At 54.9% G+C, this 19414-nt stretch carries 20 protein-coding genes; 10 read left to right on the top strand and 10 right to left on the bottom strand.

All coding sequences use genetic code 11. The annotated features are described in order from the left end of the window. Positions 1-21 precede the first annotated feature (21 nt). Genes IAE27_RS22025 through IAE27_RS22015 form a run of 3 tightly spaced genes read left to right on the top strand, consistent with a single transcriptional unit; the run spans position 22 to position 4502 of the window. Positions 22-720, top strand: a complete 699-nt coding sequence (locus tag IAE27_RS22025) for a molecular chaperone (protein ID WP_004105771.1) — start codon at positions 22-24, stop codon at positions 718-720. A 36-nt stretch (positions 721-756) separates the two neighbouring features. Further along, positions 757-3279, top strand: a complete 2523-nt coding sequence (locus IAE27_RS22020) for a fimbria/pilus outer membrane usher protein (RefSeq protein WP_064343832.1) — start codon at positions 757-759, stop codon at positions 3277-3279. 50 nt (positions 3280-3329) lie between these two features. Then, the gene (locus tag IAE27_RS22015) at positions 3330-4502 is read left to right on the top strand and encodes a hypothetical protein (RefSeq protein WP_200092871.1); all 1173 of its coding nucleotides are present in this window, start codon (positions 3330-3332) and stop codon (positions 4500-4502) included. 137 nt (positions 4503-4639) lie between these two features. On the opposite strand, the gene IAE27_RS22010 is transcribed toward IAE27_RS22015, so the two are convergent. Both IAE27_RS22010 and IAE27_RS22005 read right to left on the bottom strand, forming a co-directional pair. Continuing rightward, positions 4640-6028, bottom strand: coding sequence for an SLC13 family permease (locus IAE27_RS22010; protein WP_004105776.1), 1389 nt, complete (start codon positions 6026-6028; stop codon positions 4640-4642). 164 nt (positions 6029-6192) lie between these two features. Beyond that, on the bottom strand, positions 6193-6540 hold the full coding sequence (locus tag IAE27_RS22005; protein ID WP_224329750.1) for a hypothetical protein: 348 nt from the start codon (positions 6538-6540) through the stop codon (positions 6193-6195). Between the two features lie 33 nt (positions 6541-6573). On the opposite strand from IAE27_RS22005, the gene IAE27_RS22000 reads away from it, so the two are divergent. Beyond that, positions 6574-7944 (top strand): pyridoxal-phosphate dependent enzyme, encoded by a 1371-nt coding sequence (locus tag IAE27_RS22000; protein ID WP_070556300.1) that lies wholly within the window; start codon positions 6574-6576, stop codon positions 7942-7944. 10 nt (positions 7945-7954) lie between these two features. Then, positions 7955-9100 (top strand): trans-sulfuration enzyme family protein, encoded by a 1146-nt coding sequence (locus tag IAE27_RS21995; protein ID WP_070556262.1) that lies wholly within the window; start codon positions 7955-7957, stop codon positions 9098-9100. 78 nt (positions 9101-9178) lie between these two features. Here IAE27_RS21995 and IAE27_RS21990 read toward each other — a convergent pair whose 3' ends face one another. After that, complete coding sequence (locus tag IAE27_RS21990) at positions 9179-10078, bottom strand: LysR family transcriptional regulator (protein ID WP_004105783.1); 900 nt, start codon at positions 10076-10078, stop codon at positions 9179-9181. Between the two features lie 98 nt (positions 10079-10176). Between IAE27_RS21990 and IAE27_RS21985 the strand changes: the two genes are divergently transcribed. From IAE27_RS21985 to IAE27_RS21975, 3 genes are all read left to right on the top strand, one after another. Continuing rightward, positions 10177-10779, top strand: a complete 603-nt coding sequence (locus IAE27_RS21985) for a short chain dehydrogenase (RefSeq protein ID WP_108704531.1) — start codon at positions 10177-10179, stop codon at positions 10777-10779. 106 nt (positions 10780-10885) lie between these two features. After that, positions 10886-11224: a hypothetical protein gene (locus tag IAE27_RS21980; RefSeq protein WP_004105787.1), complete on the top strand. Its 339-nt coding sequence runs from the start codon at positions 10886-10888 to the stop codon at positions 11222-11224. A 180-nt stretch (positions 11225-11404) separates the two neighbouring features. Next, positions 11405-11593 carry a hypothetical protein gene (locus IAE27_RS21975; protein WP_004105789.1) on the top strand — a complete coding sequence of 63 codons (189 nt, stop codon included), beginning with the start codon at positions 11405-11407 and terminating at the stop codon, positions 11591-11593. Between the two features lie 329 nt (positions 11594-11922). Here IAE27_RS21975 and IAE27_RS21970 read toward each other — a convergent pair whose 3' ends face one another. From IAE27_RS21970 to IAE27_RS29940, 3 genes are all read right to left on the bottom strand, one after another. Next, positions 11923-13104 carry a PLP-dependent aminotransferase family protein gene (locus IAE27_RS21970; protein WP_070556260.1) on the bottom strand — a complete coding sequence of 394 codons (1182 nt, stop codon included), beginning with the start codon at positions 13102-13104 and terminating at the stop codon, positions 11923-11925. A gap of 266 nt (positions 13105-13370) precedes the next feature. Next, entirely contained in the window at positions 13371-15242 is a 1872-nt protein-coding gene (gss, locus tag IAE27_RS21965) for a bifunctional glutathionylspermidine amidase/synthase (protein ID WP_004105796.1), read from the bottom strand. A gap of 76 nt (positions 15243-15318) precedes the next feature. Beyond that, positions 15319-15450 (bottom strand): hypothetical protein, encoded by a 132-nt coding sequence (locus tag IAE27_RS29940; RefSeq protein WP_306344562.1) that lies wholly within the window; start codon positions 15448-15450, stop codon positions 15319-15321. On the opposite strand from IAE27_RS29940, the gene IAE27_RS21960 reads away from it, so the two are divergent. Then, positions 15450-16010, top strand: coding sequence for a DsbA family protein (locus tag IAE27_RS21960; protein WP_200092869.1), 561 nt, complete (start codon positions 15450-15452; stop codon positions 16008-16010). The genes IAE27_RS29940 and IAE27_RS21960 overlap by 1 nt on opposite strands. 60 nt (positions 16011-16070) lie before the next feature. Further along, a complete protein-coding gene (gene yghU, locus IAE27_RS21955) occupies positions 16071-16937 on the top strand; it encodes a glutathione-dependent disulfide-bond oxidoreductase (protein ID WP_004105799.1) in 867 nt (288 codons plus the stop codon). A 35-nt stretch (positions 16938-16972) separates the two neighbouring features. Here yghU and IAE27_RS21950 read toward each other — a convergent pair whose 3' ends face one another. From IAE27_RS21950 to exbD, 4 genes are all read right to left on the bottom strand, one after another. Then, the gene (locus IAE27_RS21950; RefSeq protein ID WP_004105801.1) at positions 16973-17260 is read right to left on the bottom strand and encodes a DUF2623 family protein; all 288 of its coding nucleotides are present in this window, start codon (positions 17258-17260) and stop codon (positions 16973-16975) included. 78 nt (positions 17261-17338) lie between these two features. Continuing rightward, positions 17339-18226, bottom strand: a complete 888-nt coding sequence (yghX, locus tag IAE27_RS21945) for a YghX family hydrolase (protein ID WP_070556257.1) — start codon at positions 18224-18226, stop codon at positions 17339-17341. Positions 18227-18347: 121 nt separating this feature from the next. Beyond that, positions 18348-18842: a TIGR00645 family protein gene (locus IAE27_RS21940; protein ID WP_004105804.1), complete on the bottom strand. Its 495-nt coding sequence runs from the start codon at positions 18840-18842 to the stop codon at positions 18348-18350. Positions 18843-18987: 145 nt separating this feature from the next. Continuing rightward, positions 18988-19413: a TonB system transport protein ExbD gene (gene exbD / locus IAE27_RS21935; RefSeq protein WP_004105810.1), complete on the bottom strand. Its 426-nt coding sequence runs from the start codon at positions 19411-19413 to the stop codon at positions 18988-18990. Position 19414 lies beyond the last annotated feature (1 nt).

Raw genomic sequence — 19414 nt, 5'->3', positions numbered from 1 at the left:
GCCCCCGTTAGTGGAGTATTCATGAAAGCGTTCCTTTTTTTATCTTTATTTTTGGCTTCAGTCTCAGTTAGCACTAGCAGCGTTGCAGCTGTTTCTGTCGGGGGCACTCGTCTGGTTTTTAACGGCAATGAAAAAGAGGCTTCCATTACTGTCAGTAACTCAAACAAAGGGATTCCGGTACTTATTCAGTCCTGGGTAGACCGGGGGGAGCATGACAAATCTAAAGCTCCATTTACGATCACGCCACCATTGTTTCGCCTGGAACCAGGGCAGGATAATACCTTACGCGCTATTTACAGCGGCGAACGACTCCCGGATGATCGCGAATCTTTATTCTGGCTCAATATTAAAAGCATCCCGTCAATTAAAAAAGAGGACATGCGCGAAAACACTTTACAGCTGGCGATTAAAAAAAGGCTGAAATTTATTTACCGCCCCGCATCAATTAAGAGTATACCGGAAGAAAGCGCCAGCCTGCTTAGCTGGAAAAGAGTAGGTAATCAGATTCAGGTTACTAACCCAACGCCGTTTTATATGAACTTTGGGATGATCAAGGTAGGAGGTCAGATGTTTAAGCCTGTGCTCCCTGAACAAACCTATGTAGCGCCCAAATCAGAGCTGTTAATTACTATTCCATCCGGTGCGGCCAGCAATAGTGTTGACTGGAAAATAATTAATGACTACGGAACGAGTGGCAAAGAGTTTCACGCCACATATTAATTCTCACCGATGTTTTTGTATAACAGGTATGGAATTTTGCGACAGATAAATTTCACTGCGAAATATACATCCCTTTTGATTATCATTACGCTTCTGAATGTTCCTGATAAATCTTTTGCGGATGAGTATTTTAATCCTGCCTTGCTTGAGGTTCGGGATGGTGTTTCAGAGCGTACAACCGACCTCTCGGTCTTTGAAGTCGCCAATGGTCAGCCTGCGGGAAAATACCGGGTCGATATTTCAGTGAATAATGAGATGGTGACCGCCGAGGCCCGTGACGTGATGTTCTCGAAAACTGCTGATGGCAAGCTGGAACCCTGCGTTACCCTGGAGGAACTCACCCAGTGGGGGATTAATACCGCCCCGTTTCCAGAGCTGCAGGACAGTAACAGCGAATGCATTAAGCTGGACGCTATTCCAGACGCGTTTACTGACTTTCAGTTTAACCGACAGCGGCTAAACCTGAGCATTCCCCACGCGGCATTAAAGGCACGCAGTCAGGATGAAGTGCCCGTCGAGCTTTGGGATGAGGGGATTCCTGCCGTGTTACTCAATTACAGCATGAACAGTTATCAGAGCCAGTATAACGGTGCTGATACCTATAAAAGTACGTACCTCAACCTGCGGCCGGGAATAAACATCGGGCCGTGGCGTCTGCGCAACTACACCACCTTTGAGCATAGTAATCAGAGTGGAAGTAAATGGGACAACGTCTACAGCTATCTTCAGCGGAATATTATCTCTTTGCGAAGCCAACTGACGTTAGGTGACAGTTCCGCCCCTTCTGATGTCTTCGATAGCGTACCGTTCCGCGGTGTTCAACTAGCCTCAGATGATGACATGCTCCCTTCCAGCGTACGCAACTATGCGCCTGTAGTGCGGGGGATTGCCCGCAGTAATGCCCTTGTCACCATACGCCAGAACGGATACGTGGTTTATGAAACCAAAGTGGCGCCGGGAGCATTTGAAATAACGGATCTCGCCTCTACAGGCGGGGCAGGCGATCTTGACGTCACGATTAAAGAAGCGGATGGAAGCGAACAACATTTGATTATCCCCTATGCCTCTTTGCCTGTGCTGCAGCGCGAAGGGAAATTTCGTTATAGCGTAACGGGCGGTCAGTTTCGCGCCTATGATCCGCAAACGGAAAAAAATCTGTTTGTGCAGGGAACCGGTATTTATGGTCTCCCGCTCGGTTTTACGCTGTACGGTGGGGTGCAAAACGCAGGCAGCAAATACCAGTCTTACGCTCTGGGCGTGGGCAAGAACATCGGCGCATGGGGCGCTTTTTCAGCCGATGTCATCCACTCGGTGTCAGCGCCGACGGATACGGGCAGGCAACAGGGTCAGTCGCTACGGGTGCGCTATAGCAAAAATTTCCTGCAAACGGGAACAAACTTCACCATCGCCGGTTATCGCTATTCAACCTCCGGATTTCGCTCGCTGGAGGAGACGCTCGGCACCTACAGAAGCGATAGTAACATTCCATCATATGTTACTGACCGCCGTCGTAACCGGGCTGAGCTGTCGGTGAATCAGGATCTTGGCGCCAATTTTGGCGCGTTTAATGCCTCCTTGATCAGTGAGGATTACTGGCATAACAAACGTAACAGCCTGTCGGCGAACCTGGGGTACTACAAAAACTTCAACGCCATTGGCATCAGTTTGAACTACTCCTGGAACCGCAACACCGGCCTGTATGGCCATGCCGATCAGGATAATGTTGTCTCTTTTGAAATTAATGTGCCTCTGGATAAGTTCCTGCCCCAGACTTACGCCTCCTATGGCACAACCCGGACGAGTGGAAACGGGACCAGCCATAACCTGAGGCTCAACGGCTCGGCATTTGATGATGGCAGCCTTGACTGGGGCATCAACGCCACTCACTCCAGCCATAACGAACAACTGGTAGGAGCAAATGCCAACTGGCAGACAAGCTATGGAACGGTAAATGGTTCTTACAGCCACAGCCGTGATACCCGGCAATTGGGGTACGGCATCGCCGGCGGGCTCGTCGTTCATGAAAATGGTATCACCCTGTCACAACCCTTAGGTGAAACCATTGGCTTGGTAAAAGCACCGGATGCCGAAGGCGTCGGTATCAATAACTATAGCGGCATCACTACGGACAGCCGCGGCTATGCGGTTGTTCCTTACCTGACCCCGTACCGCCGCAATGATATTAGCCTGAATAGCAAGACCCTGCGGGACGATACCGATATCACCTATATGACCAGTAAAGTTGTCCCCACCCGCGGGGCACTCGTCAGAGCAGAGTATAAAACGGCCATTGGCCACCGCGTCCTGATGACGTTAACGCTGCCCGGCGGCAAACCAATCCCCTTTGGGGCGGTGGTATCGCTGCTTAAAACAGAGGGAAACACCTCTATTGTCGGTGACGGTGGGGAAGTATTCCTGAGCGGTTTACCGCAAAAAGGAACTCTGCTTGTGCAGTGGGGCAACGGTCAGGGGCAGGAAACAACCTGTCAGGCTGATTATATCGCCCGTAAACCCGCTGGCGCATCCGGTCTCTGGAGCGCGACGAGCGTCTGTCAATAATTCTGCGCCCTTGGTCGAAGTAAATAGCACGCCTTACGAGGAAGAATAGAATGAAGTGGTTTGTTTTTATGTTCGTTACTACCGTAACGGCACTCACCGTCACCCCCGAGGTTAAAAGCGGATCGTTTGATCCAGTAACCGGCGCTTATACTACCGATCCGATAACCGTCACGCTGACGCCAAAGACCGTTACGGCCAGCGCGTCGGTAATCCCTGACGGTGAAAAAGTTATTTGGGCACCCGCCATCGGTAGTGGTAATTATGTTCAAGAAAATGGGCTGATTTACTGGGGATCGCATACTTATAGCATGACAAGTAACACTGTCGCCACAGCTGCCGCCGCCTCAATTAATGCCAGGGGAACCTGTACTGCAACCGCCAGCGGTGCATCTCTTACCATAAACGGCTGCTTCACCTTTAAGGTCAATTACGATATACGCATGGGCAAAGGTGCCACATGTAAATCTTTTTTCGGTTCGGGGAATGAACCATACGTTATAAGTTCGTTTGGTACTTTCGTTCAATTGAAATCTAATAATAATGGGTCACAAAGCACTCGATCCTTGACCCGTCCAGATTCAGCAAATGTCGGTGTAACAACGCTTACTTACCCACGTCAGACTTTCACGACAATGCCATCATCATCCTCCTACGATACAAATCTGCAGGCTACACTTTCTGCCGCAACGCCACCAAGTGTCTTTCTTTACTGCACTGTAACGCAAGGCGCCCTTACATCTTTGGCCAGTGGATCGACAATCAGCCATTCTTTTATACTGGTGCCTTCAGGCAAACGACCCGCCTACGCCCCGACGATCAGTTATTCACCGGCCTTACCTATCACCAATACTATCGCCGTTAATATACGCAATATTGCTGCGATAGAAATTCTCCCCAGCACGGTATTCAACACCGGAACTATCTCCGCGTGGCGCACCACCTATATGGAACAACCGCTTACCGTTACCGGGCAGGGCAATATAACCCGCAATTTTGGCGCATCTGAGAACTTCAACATTATTGAATCCTGGACCTGCGCGACAACAGGGCAAATCGATTTTCGAATAAAGCGCGACAATACCAACGCCAACGTCTGTTCGGGCGCCACCTATACCCACCCCGTGCAGACGCCACAGTCGTTGACGGCGCAGTGGAAAGCGCAAAGCTCGAACGCCTCAGGCGCCTGGAGCGCCAGGGCAACGGTCACCTTTACGCTACCCTAGATTATTGGCTTAATCGTTAACGCCCGGCATCGCTTTATACTGGCGATGTCGCCGATGGCAAGAGCGCGCCCCGCCTGTCGCTCAAAGAGAATCACCCCGACACGGCGGCCAGCAATGACCGCCGCGCTGCGTTTAAGTTATAACCAAAACAACATGCTAAAACCGGTCAAAACGACGATACAGGCAATATTCAAAAACAGGCCGGCGCGCATCATCTCCTGCTGCTTGATATGGCCGGTGGCGAAAACGATAGCGTTTGGCGGCGTCGCCACGGGCAGCATAAAAGCGCATGAAGCCGCAATGGCAATCAATACCGACAGAATCACAGGCGACATGCCGAACGCTTCGGCCACTGAGGCAAATACGGGAATAAGCAAAGCGGCGCTGGCCGTATTACTAGCAAACTCGGTCAGAAACACCACGAATGTTGCAATCACCAGGATAATAATAAATATCCCCATATGAGCCACCATCCCGCTAATCTGGTTTGCCAGGAACAGACTGGTGCCCGTCTCTTTCAACACATTACTTAAGCAGATACCGCCGCCGAATAATAACAGCACGCCCCAGTCAGCCGTTTTTTCTATATCCTTCCAGTGAACCACCCGGGCGAAATTGACTAATATAATGGCGCCTAATGCCACAATGGTATCAAAGGATTTAAAACCGCCCAGCAGGTCGTTAATGGGTCCGCTGAAAATCCAGAAGAATACGGTAAGGCCAAAAATAGCCAGGGTGACAACTTTGCCTTTATCCCAATCGACCTGCTCAGTATTCGTTTCAAAGGTCCCCTTAAGTTCCGGCCTGAACACGAGGTAAAGAATCGCAATAGCGACAGGCAGTAAGACGATCATTGCCGGGAAACCGAACTTCATCCAGTCAAAGAAGGAGAGCCCCACCTCGGCGGCGGCAATCGCATTCGGTGGACTGCCGACGATGGTCGCCATCCCGCCAATGCTGGCGCTATAGGCAATCCCCAGGAGCACAAACACATAGGTCGAATGGCTGTTTTTGCCATCGACTTTACTCAGGATCCCCAATACCAGCGGCATCATCATTGCGGCCGTCGCCGTATTACTGATCCACATTGACAGCAGAGCCGTCACGCCAAACAGCATAAAGACCGCGAGGCTCATTTTGCCCCTCGCCATCGCTAATACTTTATCGGCAATGACTTTATCCAGCCCCTGCACATGCATCGCCGCCGCCAGAGCAAAGCCGCCGAGGAAAAGGAATATCGTAGAGTTAGCGAAACTGTTTAGCGCCGCCTGGGTATTAAATACTCCCAACAGCACAGCCATAACGGGAACCATTATTGCCGTAACGGTCACGTGCAGCGCTTCCGTTAACCATAATACGGCGATAAAAGCGAGCATACTCAGTCCCATGACCACCTTCGGCTCATAGGGTAGCGTGTTGTAGAGAACGATAAACAGAACAATATCGAGCAAAATGATGATGCTGTTACGATTAAAAAACCACTCGTGGGTATTGGTAGGTAAAGGACTCATGTCGTTTTTATTCATAGTAGCTTCCTTGTAACTGGTTACGACAGAATCATTACATGTATATGTCTTTCAGGTATAAATTATGTTCCTGTTCTGTTAACTGGATCGTACCAGACAATTTCCTGGCTGATTAACCTGCAGGGCAGGATATTTTTGGAAAAAGGGTTCCTGATATATATTTTTTATTGAAACGAGAAGGAGCGTCTTATCAGGAATAATTCATCCATCTGAATTTGTTCCGTTGAACAATGTCCCGGTATACCGGCGCTGATATTTTCGCTGGCACCTGAAAATTGCCGCTGGAAACTATCGAATATTTTTGGCAATCCTTTTCTGAAATAGAGATAAAGCAGCGCGTAAAAACGGATAATTCGGCGAAAAACCGGGCAAAAGCGCGCTATTCTGGAAATCGACACGCCCAGGCGGCTAACAACCTTTCCCTCCGGACGGCTAAAAAGCATCTTATATTCCTTTTTGCTCTTAGCAGCAGACAAAAGTTCTTTAAAATGCCAATTTTGCAGCCCTACCATTCAAATCATCTCGATACGAATGGGCAAAATGTTATGTCAGTTTTTCATTCCGTTAGCGACCTGATTGGTCATACTCCCCTGCTGCAGCTTCATAAGCTGGATACCGGCCCCTGCAGCCTGTTTCTGAAACTGGAAAATCAAAATCCCGGCGGCTCGATAAAAGACCGTGTCGCGCTATCCATGATTACGCAGGCAGAGCGCGAAGGAAAATTAAAACCCGGCGGCACGATTATCGAAGCCACCGCCGGCAATACTGGCCTCGGGCTGGCGCTGATCGCCGCGCAGAAAAATTATCGCCTGATCCTGGTGGTGCCGGACAAAATGAGCCGCGAGAAGATTTTCCACCTGCGCGCGCTGGGAGCACAGGTACAGCTTACCCGCTCGGACGTTAACAAAGGCCATCCCGCCTACTATCAGGACTACGCCCGGCGTCTTGCCGACGAAACGCCAGGCGCCTTTTATATCGACCAGTTTAATAACGAGGCTAATCCGCTGGCGCATGCCACCACCACTGCCCCGGAAATCTTCCGGCAGCTGGAGGGCGATATCGACGCGATTGTCGTCGGCGTCGGCTCCGGCGGAACGCTCGGCGGGCTGCAGGCCTGGTTTGCTGAGCACTCCCCTGAGACGGAATTTATCCTCGCCGATCCGGCGGGCTCCATTCTGGCGGACCAGGTCGAAACCGGGCGCTACGGTGAAACCGGCTCCTGGCTGGTTGAAGGGATCGGCGAAGACTTTATTCCGCCGCTGGCCCATCTTGACGGCGTCCGCAGCGCATACCGCGTCACCGATAGCGAAGCTTTCGCCACCGCCCGCCAGCTGCTGCAGGTTGAAGGCATTCTGGCAGGCTCCTCTACCGGAACATTGCTCACCGCCGCCCTGCGCTACTGCCGGTCGCAGACATCCCCTAAACGCGTGGTGACCTTCGCCTGCGACAGCGGCAATAAATATTTATCAAAGATGTTTAACGATGACTGGATGCGCCAGCAGGGCTTTTTAAGCCGCCCTTCGCGCGGCGACCTCAGCGATTTTATCGCTCTGCGCCACGACGAAGGGGCAACCATCACCGCCGCGCCGGACGATACCCTGGCGGCCATCCTCGCGCGTATGCGTCTCTACGACATCTCACAACTACCGGTGCTGGAAAACGGCCGCGTCGTCGGCATCGTCGACGAATGGGATCTGATTAGCCACGTCCAGGGCGACAGTCAGCGCTTTTCTCTGCCGGTCAGGGAAGCGATGACCCGTAACGTGGAGACCCTGGATAAGCACGCGCCGGAAAGCGCGCTGAAGGCCATTTTCGATCGCGGTCTGGTGGCCGTTATCGCCGACAACGATCGTTTTCTTGGCCTCATTACCCGCAGCGATGTGCTGACCACCTGGCGTAACCGACTCGAACAGTAAGGACTTCTCAATGACAAACTTGCATACCCTGAGCGTACATAGCGGCACATTTACCGATAAACACGGCGCGGTGATGCCGCCTATTTATGCCACCTCTACCTTTGCCCAGCCCGCGCCGGGCCAGCATACCGGGTACGAATATTCGCGCAGCGGCAACCCGACGCGCCACGCGCTGGAGACGGCGATTGCCGACCTGGAAAGCGGCACGCGCGGCTACGCCTTTGCTTCCGGCCTTGCGGCCATCTCAACCGTGCTGGAGCTGCTGGATAAAGACAGCCACCTGGTCGCCGTCGACGATGTCTACGGCGGCACATACCGGCTGATTGAAAACGTTCGCCGCCGCAGCGCCGGCCTGCGGGTGAGCTGGGTGAAGCCCGACGATCTGGCGGCTATCGAAGCGGCTATTCAACCCGACACGCGCATGATCTGGGTTGAAACGCCGACCAACCCGCTGCTTAAGCTGGCCGACCTCAGCGCCATCGCCGCCATTGCACGGCGGCACAATATTATCAGCGTTACCGACAACACCTTCGCCTCGCCGGCCATCCATCGTCCGCTTGAGCTGGGCTTTGATATCGTGGTGCATTCGGCGACCAAGTACCTTAACGGCCACTCCGATGTGGTCGCCGGACTGGCGGTGGTCGGCGACAACGCCGCGCTGGCGGAAAAGCTGGGCTATCTACAAAACGCGGTTGGCGGCGTGCTCGATCCGTTCAGCAGTTTCCTGACGCTGCGCGGTATTCGTACCCTGGCGCTGCGTATGGAGCGCCACAGCAGCAATGCGCTGCTGCTTGCCGAGTGGCTGGAGCAGCAGCCGCAGGTCGAAAGGGTCTGGTTCCCGTGGCTGGCCTCGCATCCGCATCATCAGCTGGCGCGCAGGCAGATGGCGCTTCCCGGCGGGATGATTTCCGTGGTGGTCAAAGGCGACGATGGCTACGCCGAGCGGATCATACGCAAGCTGAAGCTGTTTACGCTCGCGGAGAGCCTCGGCGGCGTGGAAAGCCTGGTGAGCCAGCCGTTTAGCATGACCCACGCATCGATCCCGCTGGAGCAGCGTTTAGCCAACGGCATTACTCCCCAGCTGATTCGTCTGTCGGTAGGGATAGAAGATCCGCAGGATCTGATCGCCGACTGGCGCCACGCGCTGCGCGACTAAGCAGATTGCCCGGCGGTGCCTGACGCCTTGCCGGGCCAACAAGACCCCCATAGCGTCAGGCCGCCGCCCGGCAGAAAATTAAGCGGTCCGCCCGTTCTGGCGTTGCCCCTGCAGAAGATGCTCAACAAAGCGCGTCAGCTTCGGCAGCGGCCGCAGATCCTGCCGCCAGAGCAGGTGAACCGGCCTCGGCTGCGGGGTATACGCCTCCAGCACGCGCACCAGTTTACCGCTCTCCAGCGCATCGGCCAGCAGGACTTCCGGCTGCAACACCAGTCCGGCCCCGGCGATCGCCGCCGTTCGCAGCGCATAGCCATCATTACAGCGCAGAACAGCGTCGCGTTTCCAGCGGACGCCCTCCTCCGCGCCCGGCAGCTTCCACTCATTGCGCGCGGTCCACACCGTATGCGACAAACAGAGGTGATCGGCCAGGTCAGCAGGCGTCGTCGGCGTACCGTAGCGGGCTAAATACCCGGGCGCGGCGCAGATCGTCATCCGGTAGGGCGCGAGATATTTTGCCACCAGATCGCTATTGCGGATCTCGCCGATGCGGATCGCCAAATCGAACCCCTCATCCACCAGATCGACCATCCGGTTAGTCAGATCCAGCTCCACGCGCACGTCGGGCCATGCCTGCAGAAACGTGGCGGTCAGCGGAGCAATGACGCAGGCGCCAAACGACGTCGGCGCGCTTACCCGCAGCGTGCCCGCGGGCGCGATCCGCAGCCTCTCCACCGCGCTCTCGGCGATTGAAACCTGCTCCAGGACGCGTTTCGCCTCGTCAAAATAGACCCGCCCGGCGTCGGTGAGGCTCTGGCGGCGGGTATTGCGCTCAAGAAGACGGGTATTAAGCTGCCGTTCGATCAGCGCGATATATTTCCCGACCATCACCGCCGACATCTCGAGCCGCGCCGCGGCGTCGGTAAAGCTGCCGCACTCCACGACCGCAATAAAGGTCTCCATCGCCCGTAGCTTATCCATATTACAAACCTCAGGTTAGTAATCATTTAACTTTCAGCCAGTTTATCCGCTATCTGTTTTATTAAAGAATAGCCTCTCATCCGAGAGAGGAACCTGCTATGAAAATCATCGTTATTGGCGCCAGCGGTACCGTTGGCCGCGCGGTTGCGCAAGAATTAAACCAGCGTCATGAAGTTATTCGCGTCGGCCGCACTCAGGGCGACTATCAGGTTGATATCACCTCACAGCAGAGCGTGCAGAGCCTGTTTGAGAAAATCGGTCAGGTAGACGCGATTGTTTCCGCCACCGGTAATCTGTTCTTTGGCCCGCTGGCGACCATGACCGATCGCGATTTCAACCAGGGCTTACAGGATAAGCTCCTGGGACAGATTCGCCTGGCGCTGACCGGCCAGCATTATCTTAACGATGGCGGCTCGATTACGCTGATTAGCGGGATCGTGGCGCATGAGCCCATCACTCAGGGCGTCAATGCCACCACCGTGAACGCCGGGCTGGAGGGGTTTGTTCGCGCCGCCGCTTGTGAACTGCCGCGCGGGATCCGTATTAACCTGATTAGCCCCACTGTATTAACGGAATCGGCGGCAGCCTACGACGGTTTCTTCCCCGGCTTTGCCAGCGTCCCTGCCGCCAGCGTGGCTCAGGCCTACCGTCGCAGCGTGGAAGGCGTTCAGAGCGGGCGGATCTATCGGGTCGGCTATTGACCGACACCGCAGCGGGCTGGAGTCAGGCTGCCGGCCCGCGACGGCGCTTACATCCTGTGCCTGCAGCGGTTACACTGGTTCTTCAATTTGCTTTTTTGAATCACTCATGCTGAAGAAACTCGCTTTTATTATCCCGCTTATCGCGCTTATCGCCCTGCTTATCTGGTGGTTCACGCCGCGCTACTCCGCAGAGGACGAAGCGTACTACCGCTCCGTTTTCTGCGTGATCGACCACCAGGATAGCCAGACATTTCTCCGCGATATGGAAAATATCATTGAAGGCGGCAATTCAGATTATGCGCTGCATAAAGCCCATTACGTTCCCGCGCTGGGCCAGCGGATGCTGGACACCTGGCAGCAGCTCACTCCGGAAGAGCAGAAAAGCCTCGGCCAGGATCAGCAGCGCTGCCGCCAGCTGATGAGCGAAAAACAGCGTTCACGCTAAACAGGCGCGCGGCGTAAAACGCAGCGCTGAAAGGAAAGGTAAAACAGAAATGATGTTTCACAAGGTGATGGACAGCCGCAGCCCTCATGACGACTGCGGTTGCCTTTACCAGAAAAAGTAGTTGATCTGGTAGCGACTAGCTCTTATTTTGCTTCTCAGTTTTTAAACGAGATGAAACTGATGCCTACTATTACCGCCAGTAGTATGAAAGAAGCAAAAGAGTTAATGAACTGTGGCAAATACAGAGAAATCGTTCTCAATTTCGATATTGATGCTGACGATTTCTTCACCCTCGCCACCTCACAATCAGCCACAAAAGTGACCATTACGGACAGAAACAATCGCTCATCGGTAAAAGCAGAAAAATAATAAAAACCCCTGAGGCTTCTTATGTTGTTAGCTATTGGTACCATCGCTGTCGCTTTTCTCTCCTCATTGATGCTGATCTGGCTTGACGATCGCATTGCCGACCAGGATTAAACCCCGGGCTGGCGATAAGCCGCCAGAACCCCAGCACTACGTTTCTCTCGCCCGTCGTCAGCGATGACGGGCGATGCCAAAACCGCTCACGTCATTCAACTTCAGCTCCCCTCATTGCGCTCGCCGGACAGGCAAGGATTAGCCTGAATTCAGGCCATTAATAGAAGAAACGTGGGCGGAGAGCGCTCCGCGCCGACCAGCGGCGCGAAGCAAGGCGATTACAGCGATTTCGCCAGGCGCTCGACGGCGGTCATCAGACCGTCAGCCGATACCGTAGAGTAGGAGAGACGCAGCGTGCGGGTATCCGGATTGTCGTTATAGAACGCTTCCCCAGGCACGTAGACCACGCCGTTTTCCAGCGTTTTCTTCATCCATTCCATGGTATCGAACGGATAGCGGAAGCGAGCCCACAGGAACATACCGCCTTTAGGACGGCTGAACTCCAGATGCTCGCCAAGCTGCGATTCCAGCGCGTCGGCCAGCGCCACGCACTTCTTGCGGTAATCTTCGCGGATCAGGGCAATCTGCTTTTCCAGACGGTTCATGCTCAGATATTCCGCAGTGATGACCTGCGATAGCATGTTGGTGTGCAGATCCGCCGCCTGCTTGACGATCACCGTCTGCTGCGCCAGCCAGTCCGGCATCACGATCCAGCCAATACGCATCCCCGGCGCGAGGATCTTGGAGAAGGTGGAGGTATACACCATCTGATCGACACAGCCCAGTTCAACCGCGTGCTGATACAGCGGACGGCGCACTTCATCGGTGAAACTGATTTCACCGTACGGATCGTCTTCAATGATCACGAAGTCGTGCTTTTTCGCCAGCTCAACCAGGCGACGACGGCGCGCTTCGCTGAGGGTCTTCCCGCCTGGGTTGCCAAACGTCGGCACCAGGTAAACGGCTTTCACGCGCGTGGTTTCCAGCAGATCGGCCAGCTGTTCCACCAGCATGCCGTCATCATCGGTATCCACGCTGAGAATATTGGCCTGCGCCAGCTGGAAGACCTGCAGCGCCGCCAGATAGGTCGGGCGCTCAACGACAATCGCATCGCCCGGATCGAGGAGCGTGCGGGCGACGATATCCAGCGACTGCTGCGAACCGGAAGTGATATAAACGTGGCTTGCCGGGCAGTCCACGCCGCGCGCCTGACACAGTTCGCTGACGGCCTGACGCAGCGGCGGATAACCTTCGGTCAAACCGTACTGGAACGCATCATTAAAGCGCCCGTTCATCACCTGCTGCACCGCCAGGTTCAGGCCTTCGGTATCAAAAAGCTCCGGAGCCGGAATGCCGCCGCCCAGGGAGATCACGCCGGGCAGTTTACTGTGCTTGAGGAGTTCGCGGACGGCGGAGGGCTTAAGTTCACCCGCGCGGGCGGCGAGTCGCCGATCGTGCATACTATTTTCCTTTTCTGTCTTGTTGTTGTGATGTTTTATCTGTTTTTTACCGATAACTCCCCCGGTCGCACTAGGCTCACTGGGGCTACGGGTTCGTATGTTCGGTAGCCCGGACAGATGCGCAGCATCGCCTCCGGGATATTCTTCAGCATCCTGCGGCCTTCCCCCGGGGACGGCGCGATGCGCCTTGCCCGGGCTACAAATGCCGCAGGTGACGAGAACCGCAGCCCGGATAAGGCGCTCACCGCCGTAATCCGGAATAAAATTTAACGGCTATCGTTGTCTTTTAGCACGATTAGCGGCTCAATATCGCTCTCTTTTTTGACCACCAGAGAATCGTCTCCGCGCAGGCAGGTACCGCCATAGTTACCGCCAACCGTAAAGGTGCAAACCTGGATGTATTTGCCATCCACCTTCGGCAGGCACCACAGCTGCTGGTAAATATTTTTGCGATCGAAAAACTGGCCGCTGGTTTTATCCAGCACTTCATCCTGCGGGCCAATCAGATCGATATTGCTGCCGCAGCGGCCTGAGATAGGCTTAACCGCATAGCCGCTTTCCGCCAGCTGCTCGTTGACCACAAAATCGGTATCCAGGAGATAGCGATGATTAGGGAACAGCGACCAAAGCACCGGCAAAATCGCCTTGTTGCCGGGGATAACCGTCCACAGCGGCTCGAAGACTAACACTTCCGGGCGCAGCAGGACGTCAATCAGACGCACTTCATTATCAGGGTGCCCGGTACGGATCGGCACCGCCGCGTACTCGTCGGCGCTGACTTCGCGCACCTGCTCAATGGCGGTCTCCCATGCCCAGGTTTTCCAGACGCAGTTGACCAGGCGTCCATCGGCATCAATTAACTGCCCGGCGGCATCCCAGCGCAGCTCATCAAGGCCGTAAAGAATTTTGCTCTCGAAACCGGCCTGCGTCAGCGAACGCTGGATAAACTGCGCGTGGTAGTTCTCCTCCAGATCCTTATCCTGCATGATGTGCACGAATGGGCGCGCCCGGCTGTGCTTCCACGCTCCGGCAAGCTCATCGAGCAAGTTTTCCGCCGGGTTATGGCCGGTGCCGCAGTAGCCCTGCTTCAGCCACTGTTCGAGGATCAGCCCGCCTTCGGTATGACAGGACGCGGAGTCGGCGTTGTACTCATACACCTTGAGCCCGCGCTCATCCATACAGAAATCCATACGACCGGTAATCATATGATGGCGTCGGCGCTGCCACGAGAGGCGCAGGCGCGGCCAGAGAATTTTCGGAATATCAAACAGGGCCAGCAGGCTATCGTCCTTCATCACCTTGTCGGTAGCGTGCAGGTACATCAGATGCAGCTCGTTGGTGGCTTTGATGAGCTCCTGCTCGGCGCTTTCGGTAATAGTGAAATACTGGTAAGGGTCTTTATTGATGACGTGGCCGTTGGCTTCGACATAGGCTTTTTGCAGGGAATCTTTCTCGTTGAGCCAGTTGCCGCGAAACTGGCCTTTGTTCGGCAACCGCGCGCCTTTAATCGCCATCGCCTCACCCGGCAGCACTGGCTGCGGCAGGCTGTGTTCGGTATCGGCGGTTTGGATCATCCAGCCGAGGATTTCGGTATCGGCAAAGGTGTCTTTAATCGTGTAGAGGCCATTTTTCACTTCCAGCGTCAGCTCGCGGGTCCACTGCTGCCCCTGCGGTAGCGGCGAGTGAATCACGTTCTGTTCGGCGATCCTCACCTTGTTCCCTACCAGCTGAGTAATGACCGCCACGTGGCCCGTGTGCTTGAACTCGCCGCCTTTCTGCCAGATCAGCAGCGAGCCGGCGATCGGCGGACGACGAGAGCCGTTGGCGAACGCCTGCAGCGGCAGAATATTGTCGTTGACCACCTCGCGTAAAAAACGCAGGGAGAAAATCTCGTAGGCCATGCCGACATCGGTGAAAACAAAACCGTAGGTGAGGAACAGAAAGCGGCGCGCGAACTCCACGCACTGCCATTTATGCCCCATATACTCATTACCGATATAGCTGCGGAACGTGGCGTCATCCGGATAATCTTGCGGATTTAAGCTACTGTAATTAGATGAATAAATCGCCACGCCGCCCGGTGCGTAGCCTAATAGTGTACCAAACGGGGCGTCACTGCTTGTCGAACCTTTGCTCATTTAGCCTGACCTCAAATTAATGCAGCCCGGGCAGTTGGCGAAACAAAACTCCCTCTTCTTATCCTGCCGCAGGCACTTACCAGACAGAGGTGAAGTGATGATACCACTCATTCGATTCGCTAATCGTGCCCTTAAGGAAAATAAGCCTGCGCCCCCGGGCAAAAGTGATATCGTTATTTGAGATAAAAAAATTATCAGGAGCTGACAATGAGCACACCTTCGCATCTGACCGCCCAACCGCTGGTCTGGGGTCATGGGCCACGCACCTTTGAGGTGTTCCTTGAACCCACCTGCCCCTATTCCGTTCGCGCCTTTAATAAGCTTGATGACCTGCTGGATGAAGTTGGCGCAGATAACGTGACGATCAAAATACGTTTGCAGTCTCAACCGTGGCATCTGTTTTCCGGCGTCATCGTCCGCTGTATTCTCGCCGCGTCAATCCTCCCGCACGGCCGCGAGCAGGCGCATAAGGTGCTTAAAGCCGTCGCCGACCACCGCGAAGAGTTTGAGTTTACCGACCACTGTAGCGGGCCGAATATGGACGCCACGCCGCAGCAGATTATTGAACGTCTCGAACGCTACAGCCGCGTCTCGCTGGCCGCAGCGTTTGCCCGCCCCGAGCTGCAAAACGAGAGCAAATGGCATAGCAAATACGCCCGCCAGAACGGCATCCACGTGTCGCCGACCTTTATGGTTAATGGCCTGGTGCAGGCGGATCTCGGCAGCGGCGACGACGTCAGCGTATGGGCCGCGCGGATTCTGGCTTAGACCGGCGCTCCGGCACGGTAACGTCACGACTTCAACACCTCACTAAAAAGGCAGATCAGCATGTCAGAGAATAACTACCAGCCACCTAAAGTGTGGGAATGGAAGCAAAACAACGGCGGCGCATTCGCCAATATCAACCGCCCGGTCTCCGGCGCAACGCACGAGCGGGAGCTGCCGGTGGGCGCGCATCCGCTTCAGCTCTATTCGCTGGGGACGCCCAACGGCCAGAAGGTGACCATCATGCTGGAAGAGCTGCTGGCGTTAGGCGTTAGCGGCGCGGAATATGACGCCTGGCTGATTCGCATAGGTGAAGGCGATCAGTTCTCCAGCGGCTTTGTCGAGGTTAATCCAAACTCAAAAATCCCGGCGCTCCGCGACCATTCCACCACTCCGCCGACCCGCGTTTTTGAATCCGGCAGCATCCTGCTCTATCTGGCGGAAAAGTTCGGTTTCTTCCTGCCAAAAGATCCGGCAGGCCGCACTGAAACCCTCAACTGGCTGTTCTGGCTGCAGGGCGCGGCCCCGTTCCTCGGCGGCGGCTTTGGCCACTTCTTTAGCTATGCGCCGGTGAAAATCGAATACGCGATAGACCGCTTTACGATGGAAGCCAAACGCCAGCTTGACGTGCTGGACAAGCAGCTGGCCCGCGGTCGTTTTGTGGCGGGAGAAGAGTACACCATCGCCGATATGGCCATCTGGCCGTGGTACGGCAACGTGGTGCTGGGGAATGTCTATAATGCCGCCGAATTCCTTGATGCCGGAAGCTATAAAAACGTGCTGCGTTGGGCGCAGGATGTTGGCAATCGCCCCGCCGTACAGCGTGGACGCATGGTTAACCGTACCTCTGGCCCGCTCAATGAGCAGCTTCATGAGCGCCATGCCGCCAGCGACTTCGAAACGCAAACCGAAGATAAACGCCAGGCGTAACGCTCTGGCCCACCGGAGGCGCCCGCCTCCGGTTTTTAGCTTTCCAGCCGATAGCCCGCCATAAAGTAGCGCATCGCGGTCGAAGAACCGCCCTCTTTGAAGAAGTCCATCACCATGTCTCTTTCCAGGCCATAGCGACGAGTGAGGATCCCCGCTTCCCAGGCGCTGAGCTGGCGGTCGCCGGTTTTTTCAAACATGCGGTGCGAGTAGCCGAGCACAAACCCGCGTTTATAGTCGGTGCAAAAATTCGCCGCATGCGCGGCGGTGTCAGCATGGGATGCCTGTAGCCCCGCCATTAAGCCTTTTCCAAAATGATTTTCCATCGCGCTCTCCCAATCGTTATATAATAAATTATATAGCGATTTTTTGAGCGAGCGGTAGCGCTATTTATGGCGTTTGCGCTAGCGTAAATACTTTTCAAACCACGCCAGCGTACGTTGCCAGGCCAGGTCAGCCGCAGCCCGATCGTAGCGCGGCGTGGAATCATTATGAAAGCCGTGATTCACGCCCTGATAGAGATAGGCCTCGTAGACTTTATTATGCGCCTTCAGCGCCTGTTCATAGGCGGGCCAGCCTTCATTAATGCCGCTATCGAGTCCGGCGTAATGCAGCAGCAGCGGCGCTTTAATTTTATCGACCTCCTTCAACGGCGGCTGGCGGCCGTAAAACGGCACCGCGCAGGCCAGCTCCGGGATCGCCACCGCCGCCGCGTTGCTGACGCCGCCGCCGTAGCAAAAACCGGTGATACCGACCTTCCCCGTCGCCTGCGGATGCTTCGCCATAAATTCGACCGCCGCAAAAAAGTCATTCATCAGCTTCACGGGATCGACTTTCTGCTGTAGCGCGCGGCCTTCATCATCATTCCCCGGATAGCCGCCGACGGAGCTCAGGCCATCCGGCGCCAGCGCGATATACCCCGCTTTCGCCACCCGCCGGGCAACGTCTTCAATATAGGGATTCAGGCCGCGGTTCTCATGAACCACCACCACGGCGGGCGCTTTGTCGGCTATTTTCGTCGGCGTCACCAGGTAAGCCCGCACTTCGCTGTGGCCCTCAGGGGAGGGATAATGAATATACTCCGGGCGGATATCCGGGTCGGTGAACGGTACCTGCTCTGCCAGGGCATAGTCGGGCTTCAGCAGATTAAACAGCGCCAGCGCGGTCATCCCGCCGACGGTATATTTCCCCGCCAGCTGGAGAAACTCGCGTTTGCTGATTTTGCCGTGGGCATAGTAGTCATAATACTCGAGCAGCTGCTGCGGGAAATCTTTGGCCGTTAATCGCGTCATCACCCTGCCTCCGTTGTTAAGCGCCCTTTAAGCAAAGCAGAAGCCCGGACATACGCCAGCACAGAAAAGCAGAAACGGGGAGAAAAAAGCCCAGCGGCTAACGCCGCCGGGAGAGAAGGGATCAGTGTTTCACTTTGGTCAGACGATCGAGGTAGCCCATAACAAAGGCCGAGAGCACAAAGGTCAGGTGGATGATGACGTACCACATCAGCTTATTGTCCGGGACGTTTTTCGCATCCATAAACACCCGCAGCAGGTGAATAGAGGAGATCGCCACGATGGAGGCGGCAACCTTATTTTTCAGCGACGTCGCGTCCATTTTGCCCAGCCAGCTGAGTTTTTCTTTACCCTCGTTAATATCCAGCTGCGAGACAAAATTTTCATACCCGGAGAACATCACCATCACCAGCAAACCGCCCACCAGGGTCATATCCACCAGCGACAGCAGGGTCAGAATCATATCCGACTCACTGACGCTAAAAATATGCGGCAGTATGTGGAAGATCTCCTGAAAAAATTTGATGGTCAGCGCAATCAGACCGAGCGAGAGGCCAAAATAAACCGGCGCCAGCAGCCAGCGCGAGGCGTACATAGCATTTTCCAGAAAGCGTTCCATAAGATCCTGTCAGTTAACATAAACGGCCGCCATTATATCGCAACAGGGTAACGTTATAGCAACAGGCGTCCAACAAGAGGGCGATTCAAGGAGATAAAAAAAGCTGGCGCAAGGCCAGCCTGAGGAGATGCGTGGAAAGGGGGGATTACTTCGCTTTGACGGTTTCTTCGCCCACCAGACCAATCTTCAGATAACCCGCCTGATGCAGGGTATCCATAACTTTCATCATCGTCTCGTAGTCCACGGTTTTATCCGCACGGAAGAAGACCGTGGTGTCTTTCTTACCTTCGGTCAGCGCATCCAGAGACGCAATCATGTTCTCGTCAGTAATGGGGTCATTGCCGAGGAACATGGTTTTGTCCGCCTTCACCGACAGATAGATCGGTTTTTCCGGACGCGGCTGCGGCTGGCTGGAGGACGCAGGCAGATTGACCTTCACGTCAACGGTCGCCAGCGGCGCCGCCACCATAAAGATGATCAGCAGCACCAGCATGACGTCGATAAACGGCGTCACGTTGATGTCGTGCATTTCGCCGTTATCATCGAGGTTTTCGTTAAAATGCATCGCCATA

Source organism: Klebsiella sp. S69, assembly GCF_016516145.1.
Lineage (GTDB): Bacteria > Pseudomonadota > Gammaproteobacteria > Enterobacterales > Enterobacteriaceae > Klebsiella > Klebsiella oxytoca.
The sequence above is the reverse complement of the archived record's forward strand: the minus strand, read 5'-3'. Positions and strand labels throughout refer to the sequence as shown.

Coding starts and splice junctions, on each gene's coding strand:
- IAE27_RS21940 (WP_004105804.1), bottom strand. CDS start 18,842: ATGGAACGCTTTCTGGAAAATGCTATGTACGCCTCGCGCTGGCTGCTG.
- IAE27_RS21975 (WP_004105789.1), top strand. CDS start 11,405: ATGCCTACTATTACCGCCAGTAGTATGAAAGAAGCAAAAGAGTTAATG.
- yghX (WP_070556257.1), bottom strand. CDS start 18,226: ATGACGCGATTAACGGCCAAAGATTTCCCGCAGCAGCTGCTCGAGTAT.
- exbD (WP_004105810.1), bottom strand. CDS start 19,413: ATGGCGATGCATTTTAACGAAAACCTCGATGATAACGGCGAAATGCAC.
- IAE27_RS21950 (WP_004105801.1), bottom strand. CDS start 17,260: ATGGAAAATCATTTTGGAAAAGGCTTAATGGCGGGGCTACAGGCATCC.
- IAE27_RS21985 (WP_108704531.1), top strand. CDS start 10,177: ATGAAAATCATCGTTATTGGCGCCAGCGGTACCGTTGGCCGCGCGGTT.
- IAE27_RS21970 (WP_070556260.1), bottom strand. CDS start 13,104: ATGCACGATCGGCGACTCGCCGCCCGCGCGGGTGAACTTAAGCCCTCC.
- yghU (WP_004105799.1), top strand. CDS start 16,071: ATGTCAGAGAATAACTACCAGCCACCTAAAGTGTGGGAATGGAAGCAA.
- IAE27_RS21995 (WP_070556262.1), top strand. CDS start 7,955: ATGACAAACTTGCATACCCTGAGCGTACATAGCGGCACATTTACCGAT.
- IAE27_RS21990 (WP_004105783.1), bottom strand. CDS start 10,078: ATGGATAAGCTACGGGCGATGGAGACCTTTATTGCGGTCGTGGAGTGC.
- gss (WP_004105796.1), bottom strand. CDS start 15,242: ATGAGCAAAGGTTCGACAAGCAGTGACGCCCCGTTTGGTACACTATTA.
- IAE27_RS22015 (WP_200092871.1), top strand. CDS start 3,330: ATGAAGTGGTTTGTTTTTATGTTCGTTACTACCGTAACGGCACTCACC.
- IAE27_RS22010 (WP_004105776.1), bottom strand. CDS start 6,028: ATGAATAAAAACGACATGAGTCCTTTACCTACCAATACCCACGAGTGG.
- IAE27_RS22000 (WP_070556300.1), top strand. CDS start 6,574: ATGTCAGTTTTTCATTCCGTTAGCGACCTGATTGGTCATACTCCCCTG.
- IAE27_RS21980 (WP_004105787.1), top strand. CDS start 10,886: ATGCTGAAGAAACTCGCTTTTATTATCCCGCTTATCGCGCTTATCGCC.
- IAE27_RS22025 (WP_004105771.1), top strand. CDS start 22: ATGAAAGCGTTCCTTTTTTTATCTTTATTTTTGGCTTCAGTCTCAGTT.
- IAE27_RS22005 (WP_224329750.1), bottom strand. CDS start 6,540: ATGGTAGGGCTGCAAAATTGGCATTTTAAAGAACTTTTGTCTGCTGCT.
- IAE27_RS21960 (WP_200092869.1), top strand. CDS start 15,450: ATGAGCACACCTTCGCATCTGACCGCCCAACCGCTGGTCTGGGGTCAT.